The 18,836-nt window shown below is 33.1% G+C and carries 23 protein-coding genes; 11 read left to right on the forward strand and 12 right to left on the reverse strand.

The window, feature by feature from the left end; all coding sequences use genetic code 11:
• Position 1: 1 nt before the first annotated feature.
• On the reverse strand, positions 2-406 hold the full coding sequence (locus AAHM86_RS05335; RefSeq protein WP_342267538.1) for an NAD-dependent epimerase/dehydratase family protein: 405 nt from the start codon (positions 404-406) through the stop codon (positions 2-4).
• Positions 407-706: 300 nt separating this feature from the next.
• On the opposite strand from AAHM86_RS05335, the gene AAHM86_RS05340 reads away from it, so the two are divergent.
• On the forward strand, positions 707-1,372 hold the full coding sequence (locus AAHM86_RS05340) for a bifunctional (p)ppGpp synthetase/guanosine-3',5'-bis(diphosphate) 3'-pyrophosphohydrolase (protein ID WP_342268397.1): 666 nt from the start codon (positions 707-709) through the stop codon (positions 1,370-1,372).
• A 270-nt stretch (positions 1,373-1,642) separates the two neighbouring features.
• Here the strand turns inward: AAHM86_RS05340 and gmk are convergent, their stop codons facing one another.
• Positions 1,643-2,272: a guanylate kinase gene (gmk, locus tag AAHM86_RS05345; RefSeq protein WP_342267539.1), complete on the reverse strand. Its 630-nt coding sequence runs from the start codon at positions 2,270-2,272 to the stop codon at positions 1,643-1,645.
• Complete coding sequence (locus AAHM86_RS05350) at positions 2,250-2,435, reverse strand: DUF465 domain-containing protein (RefSeq protein ID WP_341755487.1); 186 nt, start codon at positions 2,433-2,435, stop codon at positions 2,250-2,252. The genes gmk and AAHM86_RS05350 overlap by 23 nt, the downstream gene beginning before the upstream one ends.
• A gap of 104 nt (positions 2,436-2,539) precedes the next feature.
• Between AAHM86_RS05350 and AAHM86_RS05355 the strand changes: the two genes are divergently transcribed.
• The gene (locus AAHM86_RS05355) at positions 2,540-3,127 is read left to right on the forward strand and encodes a UbiX family flavin prenyltransferase (protein ID WP_342268398.1); all 588 of its coding nucleotides are present in this window, start codon (positions 2,540-2,542) and stop codon (positions 3,125-3,127) included.
• A gap of 59 nt (positions 3,128-3,186) precedes the next feature.
• On the forward strand, positions 3,187-3,792 hold the full coding sequence (locus AAHM86_RS05360; RefSeq protein ID WP_342267540.1) for a carbonic anhydrase: 606 nt from the start codon (positions 3,187-3,189) through the stop codon (positions 3,790-3,792).
• Positions 3,793-3,818: 26 nt separating this feature from the next.
• Here the strand turns inward: AAHM86_RS05360 and AAHM86_RS05365 are convergent, their stop codons facing one another.
• Positions 3,819-4,058, reverse strand: a complete 240-nt coding sequence (locus tag AAHM86_RS05365; RefSeq protein ID WP_342267541.1) for a palindromic element RPE1 domain-containing protein — start codon at positions 4,056-4,058, stop codon at positions 3,819-3,821.
• Between the two features lie 161 nt (positions 4,059-4,219).
• On the opposite strand from AAHM86_RS05365, the gene AAHM86_RS05370 reads away from it, so the two are divergent.
• Both AAHM86_RS05370 and AAHM86_RS05375 read left to right on the forward strand, forming a co-directional pair.
• Complete coding sequence (locus tag AAHM86_RS05370; protein WP_341747931.1) at positions 4,220-4,462, forward strand: AbrB/MazE/SpoVT family DNA-binding domain-containing protein; 243 nt, start codon at positions 4,220-4,222, stop codon at positions 4,460-4,462.
• Complete coding sequence (locus AAHM86_RS05375; RefSeq protein ID WP_342267542.1) at positions 4,446-4,865, forward strand: type II toxin-antitoxin system VapC family toxin; 420 nt, start codon at positions 4,446-4,448, stop codon at positions 4,863-4,865. The genes AAHM86_RS05370 and AAHM86_RS05375 overlap by 17 nt, the downstream gene beginning before the upstream one ends.
• 272 nt (positions 4,866-5,137) lie before the next feature.
• Here the strand turns inward: AAHM86_RS05375 and groL are convergent, their stop codons facing one another.
• Together groL and AAHM86_RS05385 are read right to left on the reverse strand one after the other, a co-directional pair.
• On the reverse strand, positions 5,138-6,772 hold the full coding sequence (gene groL, locus AAHM86_RS05380) for a chaperonin GroEL (RefSeq protein WP_342267543.1): 1,635 nt from the start codon (positions 6,770-6,772) through the stop codon (positions 5,138-5,140).
• A 57-nt stretch (positions 6,773-6,829) separates the two neighbouring features.
• The gene (locus tag AAHM86_RS05385; RefSeq protein ID WP_342267544.1) at positions 6,830-7,114 is read right to left on the reverse strand and encodes a co-chaperone GroES; all 285 of its coding nucleotides are present in this window, start codon (positions 7,112-7,114) and stop codon (positions 6,830-6,832) included.
• 603 nt (positions 7,115-7,717) lie between these two features.
• Between AAHM86_RS05385 and AAHM86_RS05395 the strand changes: the two genes are divergently transcribed.
• Positions 7,718-8,173, forward strand: coding sequence for a hypothetical protein (locus tag AAHM86_RS05395; RefSeq protein WP_342267545.1), 456 nt, complete (start codon positions 7,718-7,720; stop codon positions 8,171-8,173).
• Between the two features lie 310 nt (positions 8,174-8,483).
• Here the strand turns inward: AAHM86_RS05395 and AAHM86_RS05400 are convergent, their stop codons facing one another.
• The 3 genes from AAHM86_RS05400 to AAHM86_RS05410 form a co-directional block, all read right to left on the reverse strand.
• Complete coding sequence (locus AAHM86_RS05400) at positions 8,484-8,810, reverse strand: hypothetical protein (protein WP_342267546.1); 327 nt, start codon at positions 8,808-8,810, stop codon at positions 8,484-8,486.
• A gap of 281 nt (positions 8,811-9,091) precedes the next feature.
• The gene (locus AAHM86_RS05405) at positions 9,092-9,235 is read right to left on the reverse strand and encodes a hypothetical protein (RefSeq protein WP_342267547.1); all 144 of its coding nucleotides are present in this window, start codon (positions 9,233-9,235) and stop codon (positions 9,092-9,094) included.
• A 199-nt stretch (positions 9,236-9,434) separates the two neighbouring features.
• Positions 9,435-11,123 (reverse strand): peptidylprolyl isomerase, encoded by a 1,689-nt coding sequence (locus AAHM86_RS05410; RefSeq protein ID WP_342267548.1) that lies wholly within the window; start codon positions 11,121-11,123, stop codon positions 9,435-9,437.
• 76 nt (positions 11,124-11,199) lie between these two features.
• Between AAHM86_RS05410 and AAHM86_RS05415 the strand changes: the two genes are divergently transcribed.
• From AAHM86_RS05415 to kdsA, 3 genes are read left to right on the forward strand one after another with little or no spacing between them, the layout of a single operon-like run.
• Positions 11,200-11,940 (forward strand): triose-phosphate isomerase family protein, encoded by a 741-nt coding sequence (locus tag AAHM86_RS05415; RefSeq protein WP_342267549.1) that lies wholly within the window; start codon positions 11,200-11,202, stop codon positions 11,938-11,940.
• A complete protein-coding gene (gene secG, locus AAHM86_RS05420; RefSeq protein WP_341755495.1) occupies positions 11,937-12,242 on the forward strand; it encodes a preprotein translocase subunit SecG in 306 nt (101 codons plus the stop codon). Before AAHM86_RS05415 ends, secG begins: the two co-directional genes overlap by 4 nt.
• 17 nt (positions 12,243-12,259) lie before the next feature.
• Positions 12,260-13,093 carry a 3-deoxy-8-phosphooctulonate synthase gene (kdsA, locus tag AAHM86_RS05425; protein ID WP_342267550.1) on the forward strand — a complete coding sequence of 278 codons (834 nt, stop codon included), beginning with the start codon at positions 12,260-12,262 and terminating at the stop codon, positions 13,091-13,093.
• Between the two features lie 376 nt (positions 13,094-13,469).
• On the opposite strand, the gene AAHM86_RS05435 is transcribed toward kdsA, so the two are convergent.
• Positions 13,470-14,297 (reverse strand): class I SAM-dependent methyltransferase, encoded by an 828-nt coding sequence (locus AAHM86_RS05435; protein ID WP_342267551.1) that lies wholly within the window; start codon positions 14,295-14,297, stop codon positions 13,470-13,472.
• A 242-nt stretch (positions 14,298-14,539) separates the two neighbouring features.
• Here AAHM86_RS05435 and ffh point away from each other — a divergent pair, with 242 nt between their 5' ends.
• Positions 14,540-15,892, forward strand: a complete 1,353-nt coding sequence (gene ffh, locus AAHM86_RS05440; protein WP_342267552.1) for a signal recognition particle protein — start codon at positions 14,540-14,542, stop codon at positions 15,890-15,892.
• 71 nt (positions 15,893-15,963) lie between these two features.
• On the forward strand, positions 15,964-17,028 hold the full coding sequence (locus AAHM86_RS05445) for a hypothetical protein (RefSeq protein ID WP_342267553.1): 1,065 nt from the start codon (positions 15,964-15,966) through the stop codon (positions 17,026-17,028).
• A gap of 5 nt (positions 17,029-17,033) precedes the next feature.
• On the opposite strand, the gene AAHM86_RS05450 is transcribed toward AAHM86_RS05445, so the two are convergent.
• Complete coding sequence (locus tag AAHM86_RS05450; RefSeq protein WP_342267554.1) at positions 17,034-17,786, reverse strand: hypothetical protein; 753 nt, start codon at positions 17,784-17,786, stop codon at positions 17,034-17,036.
• Between the two features lie 116 nt (positions 17,787-17,902).
• Positions 17,903-18,355, reverse strand: coding sequence for a hypothetical protein (locus AAHM86_RS05455; protein ID WP_342267555.1), 453 nt, complete (start codon positions 18,353-18,355; stop codon positions 17,903-17,905).
• Between the last annotated feature and the right edge of the window lie 481 nt (positions 18,356-18,836).

Raw genomic sequence — 18,836 nt, forward strand, 5'->3', positions numbered from 1 at the left:
TTTAAATAATTGTCAATTTTTTCTTTGTTATAGCATAGTCAGTAGTTTTCTCATTATCTATACCAAGAGCTGAAATATGAATAATTCTTTTTACTTTAGCTAAAATACATGCATCAAATAAAGCTTTTGGACCAAAGAAATGAACATTCTCTATTTTGTTGTTATTAGTTGAAGTTAACACTCCGGATACATTAATGACTACATCAATATTTTGTAAATTGTTAAGCCACTTTTGTTGATCAGTATCATTGTTAAAATCACAAGCTAAAATTTCTAGGTTAGGAAATTTTCTTTTAGTAGCTTTTATATCTCTAACTGCACAAACTACATCATGATTATCTTTTAATAACTCAGCGGTGATATATGAACCAATAAAACCATTAGCACCTACTACTAAAACTCTCACCCTATCCTCTCTATAACATAGCAAATTCAAATCAACTGATTGTATAATAACATAAAATAACTAAACACTAAGTACATTAATCTCAATTCGATATAAAAATTGTTTAACAAATTATATCATTTGGAAAATCTTTCTTATTTATAAATTAATAATTTGATCTTGACAGGGTAATAGTTTTTATTAATATTACAGGTATATTAGATGCTTTTGAAGAATTGCCTTCGTAAATACTTGCGAATTCTTGATAGTAAAGTATATATAATAATCTAAATCAATAATTAAAGTAACAGTGTGCATTTTATGTTATACGAGGATATTGATAATTTACACAATATCACTGATATTATTAGTACTAAATTGCAAGAGAATTCTATAGTAGCGAAGATATCTTGCAGATTAAAAGACCCTTATTCTATCGTAAAGAAATTTGTAAGAAAAGGTATTGGTTTTTATCAATTAACTGACCTCATTGCTTTTAGAATTATAGTTGATACGCTAGAAGACTGTTATAAAGTACTGGATATTATTAATGATATATATCCTAGTAACCATGAAAAATATAAAGACTATATTGTTAATCCCAAAGATAACGGCTATAGTTCCTTGCATATTGTGACTACTATTGGTATATCTAGACGTAATGTGGAAATACAAGTACGGACTAGTCAAATGCATGATATAGCAGAGTTTGGTATCGCTAATCATGGTGAATATAAAGAAGCACAAGAAGCAAGGATAAAAAAATTATTTTCTCCAGAATTACTTAATATAATTGTTCTGCACATCGGACTAAATAATTTATATAAACTTTTTGAACAATTTAATTGGACTATGTCTGAACTGGTTGCTTACGAACAAGAAATTAAAAAATTTTGGGATAATTTTCAAGATAACTTGCAAACAATACAAGAGCAATTTATAAAAGAAATAAATAATGTAGAACCGTTAGAGAGAAATTTTGTCTAACTAATCCAAGGTTGGCAGTTGGCTAACCCTATAAATATTTGTGGGTAATAGTAAACTCTACTGTTTGGAATAACGTCCATAACTGTCGAAAGTTAGTAAATAAATACATCTTCTCTATACGTCTATTAGCAAGGAGGGTTGTAAGACCGACGAAGCAATCCAGTAACATCATTTATATCTATAGGTTGTTTCCTAGATTGCTTCGCTTATGCTCGCTAATAGACGCTGTGGTATAGGTATTTGTAAACTTTCAACAGTTGTGGGATAACATCAGAGTTGGTCATGCCAATCATTATAAAACTTGCCTAAATCAAGTCTTATTCTTTTCGATCGCTCAGCAGTGATTATAGAATATATTGTTTCAAGAGTGGTATCAAAATCATCGTTAATAACCACGTAATCATATTGTTTGGCATAATACACTTCTTTAGTAGCCAATTTCACACGCAACTTTATTGATTCTTTACTATCTTGCCCTCTATTTTTAATTCGTTGTTGCAAAATACTAAGACTCGGTGGCAAAATAAAAATTGTAATTACATTTGGCAAGGTTTTTTTTATTAGCTTTGTACCTTGCCAATCTATATCAAACAAAACATCTAACCCTTGACTTAGTAAGTCTTCTACAACTTTTTTAGGTGTTCCATAATAATTATTGTAAATATTTGCATATTCAAGAAATGCATCTTGCTCAATTAATTTATTAAATTCCTCTTTGGTCTTGAAATAGTAACTTACTCCATCAACTTCATCTGTTCTTGACCTTCTAGTAGTTGCAGAAATGGATAATCTAAGATTACTGTCGATTTTTAAAACTGCTCTAGCTAAGCTAGATTTACCAGTAGCCGAGGGCGAAGACAAAATAATAACTAATCCTTTACTTCTGAGAGATAGTAGCATTCTTGGTGAAACCTTTATATAGCAATAGAATTTTATCTTTTAATATTAATTTTTGTTTCTTTAACTGCCTGACTTTAGTATTATCTTGCAAATGCAAAAATCCGGTATTTATTAGTCTTTCTAAATCATTATGTTTTTTTTGTAAACTTTGTATGTGGCTCATGAGACTCATCTGCAAACTCCATAATCAGTTAAAAGCTTGGTTTTTTGTAAACCAAGCATCATTTTAATATAAGCAAATACACTTTGAAAGGAAAAAATATAGCTATGACTAGCGATAATAAAAAAAAATTACTTGTGGCAATCTCTGGAGCTTCTGGAGCAATATATGGTATAAGGTTACTTGAGATTCTGAGGCAGATAAATATTGAGAGTCATCTAATTATTTCAAAATCTGCTCATCTTACCATATTACATGAGACGAATTATTCCATAGAACAAGTAAAAGATATAGCAGATTACTGTTACAATCTTTCTGATATTGGTGCTAGGGTTTCTTGCGGTGCTTTTAGGACATTTGGTATGCTCATAGCTCCATGTAGCATGAGAACTCTTGCATCAATTGCTGGCAGTATTGAGAATAATTTAATCAGTAGAGCAGCAGGGGTTACACTAAAAGAACGAAGAAAACTGGTGTTGATGATAAGAGAGACTCCTTTACATCTAGGTCATTTAGAAAATATGTTAAAAGTAACGAATTATGGTGGGATAATTGCACCTCCAGTACCTGCTTTTTATAGTTTACCTAAAACCTTGGATGACATGATAAATTATTCAATTTCGCGGGTTCTTGATATTTTTGATATTAATACTGATTTAATAAAACGTTGGGATGGTATGCCTACAAAAATTTAAAATCTATTAGTGCTTGAAAAATATCTGCTATAATTGTAGTGACGTCTTGAGGGTCATATATGCAACAAAGTTTTGAAAAAATACTAAAAGGCTATCAGCTATTTAGAAAAAAATATGCTTATGGTAATAAATCTATTATGCAGAGTCTATCCCGTGATGGTCAACAACCAAAGATTATGGTGGTTGCTTGTTGTGATGCACGAGTAGATCCAGCATTAATACTACAATGTGATCCAGGGGATTTATTTGTTGTACGTAATGTAGCAAATATTGTTCCTCCTTACGAAAAAGATGGATCTCATCATGGCACAAGTGCTGCCTTAGAGTTTGGAATATGCTTTTTGAAAGTTGAACACTTAATTGTATTAGGACATAGCCAATGTGGAGGAATTCAAGAATTATTAAATAGTGACGATAGAGTGCAGAATGATTTTATAACCAACTGGGTTGCTCTAATAAAAACACCTAATTTTAGATATCATAATGCTGATGATTATACAAAATTAGCACTTAAACAATCACATCAAAATTGTATGACGTTTCCATGGATTAATAAACTAGTGACCAAGAAAGAGCTAACTATTCATTTATGGTTTTTTGATATAAAAACTGGGCAAATTTTTACTTATTCTGATAAGCAACAAACATATCTACCCCTTGCTTAGGTTCTTTAGCATACTCAGGTAGAACTTCAAGAATTAAGATTCTCGCGACCTAAAAATCGAATGCAGTCATGTATCCGGCTTATAGCAAAGTAAATTTTATTAATAGACCTCCTTCGAAACTCTACTTCTGCTGGTGATTTGTACGTCGATGCAGTACTCGAATCCTCACGTATATTAGAGTACGCTGCGGTTCTGCGTTCCGCGTCTCCTTCAAATCCCTCAGCACAAGCGAGTTTCGAAAGAGGTCTAATAGATATTTTTGGCAAACTCGCTTATTAGAAATCTAAAATTAAAAAATTAGACTAAAAAGCAGGATTATTAAAATTAGTATTTATCTAGTATTTATTAAATTGACCATTTTTATAATTTTAGTTACTATGTATATAGTTATATCTTTATATTAATCTTAACATTATCGGTATATATTATGACAGCATTAAAAAGTTATATAGACAGTAATGGGAGACTTGCTATCCCCGCTAAAATTAGGAAAAAACTGCATCTTAAAGCTGGTGATGAAGTGTCCATTAAATATAAAGATTCTGAATTAATAGTTTCGACTTATCATGCTAATATAGAAAAAGCTAGAAATATTTTAAGTAAATACAAGAATATTGATTTACAAAAAGAGCTAAAACTGATGAGGAACGAAGATGCAAACAAGTTCTAAATCTCTAATCAAGACTAAGAAATTTTTATTAGATACATCTGCAATCATTGCCTTATTAAAACAAGAATCAGGTTATAAAATATTAGAGGATGTTATTGCAAGTAGTGCCTTATCATCAGTTAATTTAAGTGAATTAGTTTCTGTCTTAACTAGATCTAATATAAAAGAAAATGAAATTGATACAATTATAACAGATATAGTTCCAGACATCATACCATTTTCTGAAAGTATAAGTATCAAAGCAGGCAAGTTAATAAGTTTAACAAAAGATTATGGTTTATCTTTAGGTGACAGAGCATGTATAGCAACTGGTAGTTATTATAATATGGAAATTTATACTACTGATAAAATTTGGTTAAAGTTATCTGATAAGCTTCCGGTAAAAATTATTTTAGTACATTAGACCTCCTTCGAAACTCTACTTCTGCTGGTGATTTGGACAATGATGCGGTACTCGAATCCGTAACGGAATTAGGAGTACGCTGCGGTTCGAGATGAAGCGTCTCCTTCAAATCTCTCAGCACAAGCGAGTTTCAAAAGAGGTCTATTAATAAAAAGATGTCATCCCTACAAAAAAGCAGAGGGATGACATCAAAGTACGCAAACTTTGGATAAGAATTAACTAATTCTTATCTAGAGTTGGGGTAAAGTGTTATTCGTATGAAGAAATGAGCGTTAGAAGTCCATACCGCCCATACCACCACGTGGCATAGCAGGCTCATCTTTATCAGCTGGTTCATCGATAATAAATGCTTCAGTAGTAATAATCAAAGAAGCAACCGATGCTGCATCTTGTAAAGCAGTACGCACGACCTTAGTTGGATCGATAATACCAGCCTTAATCATATCAACATAAGTCATATCTTGAGCATTGAAGCCAAAGTTTTTCTCTTTACTATCAGTAAGTTTTCCAACTACAATAGCTCCGTCCATACCAGCGTTCTCTGCAATTTGCCTTACTGGAGCTTGTAGAGCTTTCTTAACGATGTTAATACCAGCTTGCTGATCTTCATTAGTACTTTTTAACGACTCTAAGGATCTTGCTGCATAGAAAAGAGTAACACCACCACCAGCAACAACGCCTTCTTCCACTGCAGCTCTAGTAGCATGCAATGCATCCTCAACACGATCTTTTCTTTCTTTTACTTCAACTTCAGTAGCACCACCAACTTTTAAGACAGCTACGCCACCAGCAAGTTTAGCCAAACGCTCTTGTAATTTCTCTTTATCGTAATCTGAGCTAGATTCATCAACTTGTGTACGAATTTGAGAACAACGAGCAGCGATATCCGCCTTGCTACCAGCACCATCAATTATAACGGTATTTTCTTTGGAAATAGTAACTTTTTTAGCAGTACCTAGCATTTTGATATTAACATTTTCCAGTTTCATACCAAGCTCTTCACTGATAAGCTGACCACCTGTTAAAATAGAGATATCTTCCATCATGAATTTTTTTCTATCGCCAAAGCCAGGAGCTTTAACTGCCGCAACTTTTAACCCACCACGTAATTTATTTACTACCAGAGTAGCAAGTGCTTCTCCTTCTACATCTTCAGCGATTACTAGTAAAGGACGTCCTGATTGCACTACTGCTTCAAGTACTGGTAACATTTGTTGTAAATTTGATAATTTCTTTTCAAATAGTAAGATAAACGGATTTTCCAATTCTGCTACCATCTTTTCGGAATTAGTAACAAAATATGGTGATAGATAGCCTCTATCAAACATCATGCCTTCAACTACATCTACTTCAAAACTAAAATTCTTAGCTTCTTCAACGGTAATTACGCCTTCTTTACCAACTTTTTCCATCGACACGGCAATTTTTTCGCCAATTTCTTTGTCACCATTTGATGAAATAGTACCAACTTGAGCAATCTCCTCTTGGCTGCTGATTTTTTTACTAGCTTTCTTAATTTCTTCAACTACTAGGTTAACAGCTGAATCTATACCACGTTTTATATCCATAGGGTTAAAACCAGCTGCTACTGCTTTGTTACCTTCTCTTGCTATTGCTTGAGTTAGAACAGTTGCGGTAGTTGTTCCATCACCAGCAACATCAGATGTTTTACTTGCCACAGATTTTACCAATTGAGCTCCCAAATTCTGAGCCTTATCTTTTAGTTCAATAGCTTTTGCCACTGTTACACCATCTTTGGTTAGCCTTGGTGCCCCGAATGACTGTTCAATTGCAACATTTCTACCTTTTGGACCTAATGTTACTTTTACGGTATCAGCTAAAATATCAATACCTCTTAGCATTTGTTCACGTGCATTTGAGCCGTGTCTTATTAATTTTGTTGCCATATTTATGTTCTCCTTACAAATTAAATAATTCTTAATAACAATTTAAGTAAATTACTATTAAATTATGCCCATGACATCACTTTCTTTCATGATAATCAGATCTAAACCATCAACTTTAACCTCTGTACCAGCCCATTTACCATATAGTACTTTATCGCCTACTTTAACTTCTAATGGGTGGATAGTACCATTTTCTCCTCTCACTCCTTTTCCTACAGCTATTACTTCACCCTGCATAGGTTTTTCCTTCGCTGTATCAGGGATGATAATTCCACCGGATGTTTTTTCTTCTTGTTGAATTGGTTTTACCGCAATTCTATCATGCAACGGTCTAAAAGACATTTTTACCTCCATAGATTTAATACTTAATAATGTGTATTCTATATATGCTTGATTTTGTAACAGTTCAAGGGGTAAAAAGAAAAATTTTTAAGAATAATTGCTGTGAGCAAATTGTGTATAATACCTTTTTTATCCTCGCATAAGTTTTTCTATTATTGACTTTATAGTAGTATAGTTTAAAATTAAAAATAGACCTCTTTCGAAACTCTACTTCTGCTGGCGATTTGTACGTCGATGCGGTACTCGAATCCTCACGTACATTAGAGTACGCTGCGGTTCGAGGTGAAGCGTCTCCTTCAAATCCCTCAGCATAAGCGAGTTTCGAAAGAGGTCTAATGAAGTAACTGCAAAGTTATTTTGGGGTGTAGTAACCTCTTATAGCATCGGAACACATCTGCCGAATAAAGGTGCAATCCTCGATTGTTATGATCGGGGAGATGTTAGCTATGTTCAGGGTTTAAGGTGTAAACCTTAAACCTAAAGGCTAGCGTAGCTGTTATGCTATACAGTTTACTAACTCCCCGATCGCCAAAGTAATCTCTTAAGGTTCTTTGGTGGTTAAAACTTGATAACTTTAAGTTTAATCACAAAGGGGATACTGCTATGACATATACAACAACTTTACCTTCTGAAGCAATCATCTTTCTTGATCCAGCTTATGACCATTCTAAGGATATAAAACTTAGAGATGATGTCACTACTACCAGCCAACAAGAAGGGCTAACAGTAGTAGAAATTATCGAATCTAAAGGACCTTATGACCACAGTACTTTTGGTAAGTTAATCCGCCGGGTAATGAGCTGCAATAATAAGCCTGTCACCATCCTCATTAATGAAGATATACGGCATACAACAATTAACACTCTACTTTGGTTTGTACTTGGTACTTTGTCATCTGCCGACCTAATTACCGTTACTACTTACGAAAGATTCTATAAAAAAGTACTCTTGAAAAAAGTAAATATAGAGGATGATTATTTTTTATACGTGGCTGCTACTTATTGTAAAAACCATTATAAATTTGCTAATGAACCATTAAATTTCAATACAGATGAATAATATACTACTCGTAAATGAAGAGTTGATATACTATAGAATCAAAATCCTGATAGTAGTAAGAGTCAAAGGGTCTAGGTGCTAGGCGTACATATAGTACGTGGCTACCTACGAATACGTCTATAAAAGGCGTCTATAAAACGTCATTGCGAGGAGACCATAGGTCGACGAAGCAATCCATATGACAAACTTCATGGATTGCCACGCTCACGTATGTTCGCTCGCTAATAGACGGTTTAAACCTTACAACAATGCTTCGCTAATAGACGGTTTTTTAACTTTCAACAATTGTGGTATAACCATAAAGCTGAGCTTAATCATGATGATATACAATCTCACCTAAAAGCTGGTTCTTCTCATCAGATTCTATTGACACATCATGCACTACTTCATTATATGAAGGTGGTATTGGAGGAGGTGGTGGTGCAGGTTTACGAACTTTCGGGTAAGAGTACATTGGGGATGTAGTTGTAATACCTAGAGATAGTTGCGGGTATAAAGATTGATTAGATGGTAGTACACTAGGTTGTGCAGAATCTGCTGCTGGATAGTTGTTATTAGTAACATACGTATTATTACAGTTACTTGATCCTTCAAGAAGAGTTGATATAGGGGTAGTGCTGGAACACTTGCTCCACATTCAGCTTGATGTGCTTCTAGTATTATCTTATATTCTTCCCGTTTAACTTCTAAATATTTATCCAAATTTTCAAAAAAAGTATTTTCTGTTATCCATATTCTAGTTATTCCTGGTGCACCCTTCTTAATTATATAGCTCAACCCAGCAATCTTCAGTGCTTCCTTAAAATCATGTTGGTCAATACATTTAAGTAACTTTCTAGCTTGAATTATTGTGTGTATTTGGTCACTACGTTCTTCAAACTTTTTGCAATTAACTGTATTATACTTTGATAAGACAGATTATTGACTATGCAGACCTTTTAAACTAGCTTTTAATTCCTGACTAGCTGATGATCTATCTTCCGTAGTTTTTACAAAATTACAACATTCCTCCAAATTAGCAGCCTTCAATATCTCATAAACACTACTATCAGTAGCAAACAACTTTATAGCTCGTTCTGTCTTATAAGTAATTGTTTTGCGGTAGAAAGCCTTACTAATAGCGTACGATCTTTTGACATAATAAACACATATTAAGATTATATTAATATGACATAATATAGTCTTAATATATATTAATATGCAAGGTTTAGTAACAATATAGTTAAAATTAGTTATCTAAATTGTCATATTTATATCATGATCACATACTATTTTGTTTCATTTTATTTTTCTTGATGGCATAGCTAATCAGCTCATCCATAACATTGTTTCTTATGGCTACTGCAATATCTACTTCATTTTTTTTCTGAATTTCTTGCCTTTTCGTCTTATCAATTCTTTTTGATTTTACATAAGCAAAATACGCCTTATCTTTTGACTGAAAAACTGGAGTATTGGAATCAATGTTAGCATTAAAAATTGCTGATAGTAATTCTGTTGGTAATTGCTGATTATTATGAACTTCATACCTAGAAAAAGTTGCAGCTTGGTTGGTAGTAATGTCTAGAGGTTTTTTACTTTTACCAGGTTTATATTCTTTAGCAAGACTCTCTATGTTTCCTAAATTTATCTTTCTAATATATTGCTTATACCATAGTTCGTATACTTGATCCTTGACTGCCGAGAATTCTTGTAGTTTACTTGGCTGAATAGATTTAATCTCAACCAATATAAAAGCTCCTGTATCAGTTAGTTCCATTGGATATGATAATTCTCCTTCTGCAAGATCAAAAATACTGTCAGCATTTTTGCCAAGATCAACATACCATTCGCCTTTTAAGTGTTGGCGTTGTGGCACGATGGGACTTCGCGTAGGAACAACGGTTTGATTACGCCTAGTCCGCTCGCCACTCGCAGGCTTAGCCAACTCTTGAAATTCATCTTGTATATTATTAGTTAAATCCTTATAACTTACAGAATCTAAATTCTGTATTGGTAATTCATATTTTTTGGCAATTTCTGTTAAACTTGAACCAGCTGCCACATCATCTTCTAGATTTTTTGCTAACAGTAGCTTCAGTTCTTCTATTTTTTGTTGTTGCAATAATTCATTAACCTGTTTTCGTACCTCGCTAAATTTTTTATTAGCAAATTCTTCTTGGTTATCCTGATAAAACTTCAATAATTCTTCATCGCTATTATGAATTTGCTTAGCTAACAGTTCACTTGATATTTTTACATAAGACAAGCTACGTTTTTCTGGTATTTCAAATAACTCTTGATTTTCCTTGTACAGCTCTTCTAACTCGACCGGAGTTGCATAAGTCATAAACGCACCTTTAGGTTGAGCTTTTAGGTCAATTTGTACAAGGTCGACCTCTCTTGTTTCAGCCATATAGTCTACGATATTTTTGACCATTATTTTTGGTGTTTGAAATGATTCTATAAAAATACTAATTAGAGTATTATTTAAGGTATGTTCTTTAACATCAAATACATAGTCCTCCTCATTAATATAAGAATTTTTTAAAAAACCTTTAAAGAGTGCTATGTCAAATAGACCTTGCTCATTCTTAAAATTAGCGGATTCTTTAATAAACTGAATCACAGTATCATCAGTTATATCTAGATTATAATAGTGTACTAAATAATTCATAATGCGATTATTGATAAGTTTTTTAATAATAAAATTATCAATATTCAACTGCTTTATATCTTCTTCACTAAGATGTGTTCCAGTTTGTTTTTGAATAACACGAATTTGTTCGGCTTTTGCCTTTAGAAAATCTTCTTCACTAATAGTTTTTGCATCAGAAAATGTAATCAAATCAAAATTATTGGTAGTCTGTAATACATCTTTAATTCCCCATCCAACAAATGCAAAGGCAATCATTCCAAGTAAAACACGCATTACAAAACTATCAGCAGCGTTTCTAATATTATTTAACATAAATTATAAATTTCTTCTTCAAGTTTTTGTAGTATACTACAATAGTTCTGTACACTAATATCTGCAAGCGATTTTTATGAAAAAACTTATTATTGCTAACTGGAAAATGCATATAAGTTTAGATGATGCATTTAAATTTTGTGCTAGACTGATAGAGCAGCAACATAACAACAAATTTATTATAGCTCCTCCTACTCCCTATCTTGCTTATTTATCTGATAAATTTAAATCTATAGAGTTTTGTGGACAAAATGTCAGTCAATTCGAAGAACAAGGAAGTTATACTGGAGAATATTCAAGCCTATTACTGAAACTAAGTGGTATTAATTACGCTATTGTTGGTCATAGTGAACGTAGAAGCTTTTTTCAAGAATCCAATAAATTAATCAGACAGAAAGCAGAGAATTGCTTAAATGCCAAGATTAGCCCTATTATTTGTATCGGAGAAGACCTAGCTACACGAAAAAATAATAATTATAAAAATTTTTTATTAAAACAATTAGTGGAATCCCTACCAAATGATAAAATAGGGGAGGGGATAGATGTGATAATAGCCTATGAGCCGATTTGGACTATAGGAACAGGGATTATTCCTAACCAAGAAGAATTAATAGAGATATTTGATGCCCTCAATTATTTTCTCAAGCAAAGCCAAGTTGCAAATAATGTTAGCTTAGTGTATGGTGGATCTGTAAATTTAGGTAATATAGAAAAAATATTAAGTGTACAGAATATTGATGGGGTTATGATTGGCAAATCTTCACTTGATTATCAAATTTTAGTTCAAATATTAAATTATAGGTTTTTTGAAAAATGATGAATATATTACTTTTTGTTCATATTGTAATAGCAATACTGCTAATTATCGTAATTCTGATGCAAAAGACTGGCAATGATGGGTTAAGTGGTATGAGCGGTGGTAGTGGTAATATGGGTGTTGTAACAGGCAGAACTGTAGCTAATTTCTTGACTAAAACCACGGTAGTGCTTGCCACCTTGTTTATAATTAATGCTATTATTCTTGCCAATCTGTCTTCTAAGAAAAACCTTGGGATAATTAAGAAAATTGAGCAAGTTGACGATAAACAAGAAGAGTCTAGCTTGCCAATTGCCAAGTAAAATTTAAGGACCAAGTTATGCAAAAAATAATTGATTTACATAATATCAAAATTGGTAATGCCTTACCATTTGTGTTTATTGCTGGACCTTGCCAAATAGAAAGTCTAGATCATGCATTATTTATGGCTGACAAGCTTGTGACCCTTACTGCTAAACTTAACATACCCTTTATCTATAAATCGTCATTCGATAAAGCTAATAGAACTTCAATAAATGGTATCCGGGGTAGCGGTCTTGAGAAAGGGCTGGAAATTTTGTCTAAAGTAAAAACAGCCTTTAACTGCCCTATTCTTACTGACGTTCATACAGAGAATCAGTGTGCTAAAGTTGCTGAAATTGTTGATATAATCCAAATCCCTGCCTTCTTATGTAGACAAACAGATTTGCTGCATGCTGCAGCTATGACTAATAAGGTTGTTAATGTTAAAAAAGGTCAGTTTCTTGCCCCTTGGGATATGAAGAATGTGTATGCTAAACTTGAAGCGTTTGGTGCAAAGAATATCATGCTTACCGAACGGGGTGCATGTTTTGGTTACAACACACTAGTATCAGATATGCGTAGTTTGCCAATTATGGCAGAAACTAAGACCCCTGTAATTTTTGACGCAACCCATTCAGTTCAGCAACCAAGTGGCATAGGCAACAGTAGTGGTGGCGAAAGAAAATATGTTGAAATATTAGCAAGGGCAGCTGTTAGCGTCGGAGTAGCAGGTGTTTTTATGGAAGTTCACCAAGACCCAGATAATGCCCCAAGTGACGGACCTTGTATGATCAAGCTGGATGATTTAGAACCTATATTGGTTAGGTTAAAGAGCTATGATGAGCTAACTAAAGCAATATTTAAGATATAACCTAACCTCAACTATTGATGTATAGTCAATTCAGGAGGATTTGGTGCTAGGAGCGATGGAGCGACGCCTATATGTAATAGGCGAGCGGAGACGAGTGACGACGTCACCAACTTCTCATCAATTGACTATAAGACATCGGTTTAATAGCCTAGGGTATCATCCCACAACTGTAGAAAGTTAGAAGAGGAAGCGGTTTTAGAGCTTATTATGGCAGTTTAAAAGTTGCAGAAAAATAACCAAGGTCATTGCGAGGAGGCATAAGCCGACGAAGTAATCCATTTTTGGTTACTTTTATGGATTGCTTCGTCGACCTACGGTCTTCTCGCAATGACCTTGACCATATACAACTTTTAAACTGCCCTGTCTAAAACCCGCTCTACATTCGAACTTTCGACAGTTGTGGTTTTCTCCCCCAAGATTGAAACACCCCACCTGCACTTTGTATAACCGTCTTATCCTGAATAATCTGATCCATTTCTTTTAGCATCTTTTCTATTTCTAAATTATCGATCAACTTATGCTTAATAAAATGTTCTTTTTCTTCTAAAAGAGATAATTTTAATAATAATTTTTCTTCAGCCCCATTAAAAACTGGTTGATGAAAATCAAATTTTACATCTGTTAATTGAAGACTACACAAAGTATTAAATAGCTTTATACCATAAGAATAATCTACACTAAGTCTTTTTTCAATTTTATGTAATAATTCTTTATATTGTTCTATTGAACGAGCATATGGATAATTAAATATAGCTGTATAATCATGCTCTTCACATGCAATAGTTCCACCCGGCTTTAATAAACTTAACATATTATTTAAGGCTTTTTGAGGATGTGTTAGATGTATGAGTACAAACCTACAATATACGAGGTCATATTGCTCATTACCCTGATAATCTTGTATATCTGCAACTTGGTATTCAACAATATCGATGTTTTTACTACTTAACTTACTTTTAGTAAGCTCTATCTGTTTTTGGCTTATATCTAGGCATAATAGTTTGCCATCTTGTCCAATTTTCTGATATATTACATCAATAGACTCCCCCGATCCACAACCAATAATTGCCACTTTCATATTTGGACGAAGTGCTAGCCTATCCAATAGAATATTAGTATATTTGCCATATATTTTATTCAAAATACTGATCCTATAATCTGTTTCATCGCCAGTTGCCAAAATATAGCTATTCTTTTTTACCATTTGATTTAATTTTATATATCTATTTTTTAGTAAATATATTGCTGATTTGGTTTATTGATAGCAAGAGAAAATAATATAGAAAATTGAAATAATAAATTCTTGATTGTAACAATATCACTAGTTCTCAATAGAATCCGAAAATTTTATTTCACAAATTAATTACTATTTTTTTTGCTAATATGCTTAGTGATTATTAGTAAATATGCTACAATGCGGTGAATTCAAGTAATTTATTACATTTTATGTTTCAAACATTAACTCAAAATCTAACGAAAATTTTTGATCGTATCAAAAGAAGTGGTACTTTATCGGAGTCCCAAATAAACGATACTATGCGTGATATTAGGATTGCCCTTCTTGAAGCAGATGTTGCACTACCGGTAGTTAAGGATTTTATTGCTGAAGTAACATTAAAAGCTACGGGACAGGAAGTCGTAAAATCAGTAGCTCCAGGGCAGATGATAGTAAAGATTGTCCATAATGAGTTAATTAATATATTATCCTCGTCTCTAGATGAAAGTAGTTTACAGCTTAAATCTGAACCGCCGGTAAATATTTTAATGGTTGGTCTGCAAGGTAGTGGAAAAACTACAGCAAGTGCCAAATTAGCACTTAGGCTAAAAAATCAAAATAAAAAGGTACTTTTAGTCTCTCTTGATATTTATCGACCAGCTGCACAGGAACAATTAACTATCCTTGGTAAATCTATAGGGGTAGATTGTTTAACTATTGTCCCCAACTATACTCCTATAGATATTGCGAAAAGAGCTTTACACGAGTCGAAATTATCTGCCTATGACGTCGTTATTTATGATACAGCAGGTAGGTTGCAAATCGATGATGAGATGATGAAAGAAGCATCAAATATAAAAAATTTAATAGACCCAAAAGAGATAATTTTGGTGGTTGATGCAATGACGGGGCAAGATTCGGTACTTATAGCTAGCAATTTTGATCAAAAATTAGGGATTACCGGCGTAATTTTATCCCGTATTGATGGCGATGCCAAAGGTGGGGCAGCTCTAAGCATTAAACATGTTACCAAGAAACCTATTAAGTTCTTAAGCACTGGCGAGAAATTGACAAATCTAGAATTGTTTGACTCAGAACGCATAGCTTCAAGAATATTAGATATGGGAGATATTATCTCCTTCGTTGAAAAAGCAGCAAGCATAATAGACCATCAAGAGGCAGAAAGAGCGGCTGCTAAACTTAAAAAAGGTAAATTTGATTTGGAAGATTATCTAATGCAAATGAGGAGTATAAAGAAACTAGGTGGATTCAGTAGTATGATGAGTATGTTGCCTGGTATTAATAAAATTATCGATAAAGTCGATCAATCGAAATTAAGTGGCAAATTAATAGACCACCAAGAAGCAATAATTTTATCTATGACCAAAAAAGAACGAAAAAACCCAGATTTGCTAAATGCCTCACGTCGAAAACGTATCGCTGAAGGCTCTGGAACATCAGTCCAAAAAGTGAATAGTCTATTGAAACAATTTAAACAAATAAGTGGTTTCATGAAAAAGGCAAGCAATATGAATCCTAAAAGCCTAATGCGTAGTGGTATAGGCAACTTATTTAAATTATGATAACCTGAATTACCTTAATTCGATATAAGAATTGTTAATTCTTATCCCAAATTCGCGTAACTGGAGATTAAATGCTTAGCAAGGTATATAACGATCTTATTTTACAGATTAAATCCAATAAATATGATTTTTTAAGGTTTGATCTGATTAAGCAAGATGCAATAAAGGATCTTGCAGCTCAGCTTGCTTTAAAATATGATATTGTGGTAGTTATAGGTTTTGGTGCGTCTTCTCTAAATGTTAGAGCATTATTAAGTATAAAGGCAGTAGCTACTAAAAGGCTAATATATCTTGATAGTTTAGATCAGTTGGAAATTGATGAAAAACTGGCATTAGTTGATTTAAGTAAAGCAGTCTTTTTCTCATTGAGTAAGTCTGGGAACACAAATGAAACCTATTTATTAACTAAGTATGTTTTAGAAGTTTTACACGTTCCCCCTCAAAATATTTATGTAATAGTACCGTTTAGTAATAATTTATTACGTAATTTAGCAGAGTATTTTGGTACAAATTGTCTAGAACATGATAACATTCGTAGTGGAAGATTTGGCGTAATTTCTAATGCATCTTTGCTCCCAACCGCAGTTGCAGGAGTTGATGTACATAAAGTCTTACTAGCTGCTTCAAAAAAAATATCAGATATTATTTTTGATGGATTTAATATTTGTGAGATAGCGGAGTATTACCTTAATCAATATTCTTTAAATAGACATATATTAGTTATGTTTAATTATTGTTATCAATTAGATGGTCTATGTAGATGGCAACAACAGATTATAGCTGAATCACTTGGTAAGAATGGTTTTGGTATAACTCCTATAATAGCAAAAGGAACATTTGATCAACACAGTCAATTGCAGCTTTATTTAGAAGGTCCGGATGATAAATTTTATCAAGTTATTACTAACAAAGCAAGCTCAGATATTGAAATAGCTCTAACTGCTCATGCTAATAATATATATAATGCATTAGATCAAGTTAAACGACCAGTGAAGCTAGAGAATTTTGTATATATCGATGAACAGGTAATTGTAGATCAAATTATTCACGTAATGTTGAGTACTATACTAATTGCAAATCACCTAAAAATCGACCCATTCAACCAGCCATCTGTGGATGAATATAAGAAGGTATAATAGACCTATTTCGCGTCAGGGAGATCTGCAAGTGCTGAATTAAACAACTTAGAAAGATTTTTCTTATCTACTTTGTCACTATCAGAAAAACTAGCAATAGTGGTGTCAATCATATCACTAGGCAGTCCTACCGAGTGTGTCCATAGTACCCTACCAGTTGGTACATCAAGAATAGCTAATCTAACTCGCGAAAATTCTGATGGGTCTAAATTGACTCTACCAGTTATACATCCCTTCAAAATCTCTGTACAAAAATCCTTAGTTACTGCACCAGATGTTTTACTCTCCGCATAGAAATTCATTACAACTAGTAAATCAGCTCCGGCTTTCCCACCAAGATCAACTACAGAAGGAATCTTTTCATCAATAGAATATGCCGCATCCTCTTTCCAAGCTCCACTAGCATAGAGTATATTTAGAGTCTCATCAAAATTATCCTTAATGTCAACGACGTATTTTGATAGTTTATTAGTACCAATTTCTGTTCTAGAGAAAAGTTTAATATTATACCCTTTGTCCTGCATTTTGGTTATGAATGTATCTACAATATTTTCTTCAAGGCGATCCTCATAACTATAAACTCTCGTTTTTTTGTTAAAAGCATCAATTTGATTTACTTCAACTATTGGTGGTAAAAATAAAACAATTTTGGACTTAGTTAGTGATTGCGAATAATCAGGTGCATATCTAACAAAAGTCGTCTTAGTACAAGCCGATGTAGAAAAAAACAGTAAAATTATAAAGAAAATTCTGACCATTAACTATGTGTTTTTATTAATTTTTATATGTAGCTGGAATGAGTCTAGATCTCTTCTCAGAAAGAATAACTAGAACATCTTGCCCCTCATTTATCATAGGATTGGTTTTATCTTCTTTAGCCCTGCACAATGGTGATAATACCTGTCGCACGTACAGCTGCTATAGCATTTCTTAAAAGTCTGCTACCTTCGTAATAATCGTCTTTCAAATTCGATCTATTAACCTGTACGATATATTCTGTACCTTTTGATGTTCCCAAAGCAGATTGCATTATTGCACCAGTAACACCTCCAACAATAGCACCACCAACAATTATAGCTGCGTTATTAGTTCCGCTAGCAGCAACCGCCCCACCAGCGACAGCACCAGTTAGACCACCAATTGTATTATCACCAAGTCTTTCATCCTTCGTGATTTTGACATCCCTTTTGGCAAGAAGCTTTCCTTCCAATACAATATTTAATGTTGAATCACTAGTATATGTATTTGTCGCAAGATTCCGACCGCAACTAGAAAGAGTAGAAGCAATTATAAGAATCAAAAAAGTATATAAAAGTTTTTTAATCATAAAATTATTATTTTTATATTGCTAATAAAATTTAAGAATGAATTAAAAGTAAGATTATACTAAATGTACAAAGATACATGCAATAAATTACTATCTCCAGTTGCCAATTAAACTGAATAATTTTTAGGAAAAATGTAGCTGAATACCGCAAGCAGTACGCAGATGTATGTGAGAAATGGAAGCAAATTTTGACGACAAAATTACCACAAAAAATCCGTTCGCAACACTATCATTATTTTGATGACAAAACTACTTCTAAGTTGTACTTCTAAATTGCACGCAACAATAGACCTCTTACAGAATCCTCTTCTGCAGAATTTGCAGGAGAGCCAAAACCTTAACCCGCAACTTATCTTTGAGAGGGAGAAGTGCTTGAAGAGGCAGGAGAGTAAGGTTTACAAGAATTCTGCGATAAATGATATATTTTAAGAAAAAATGGTTCTATAGCCCGAAAAGTTGAGTTTGATAGGAATAACCGAGT

Source organism: Candidatus Tisiphia endosymbiont of Empis tessellata, from assembly GCF_964031035.1.
Taxonomy (GTDB): domain Bacteria; phylum Pseudomonadota; class Alphaproteobacteria; order Rickettsiales; family Rickettsiaceae; genus Tisiphia.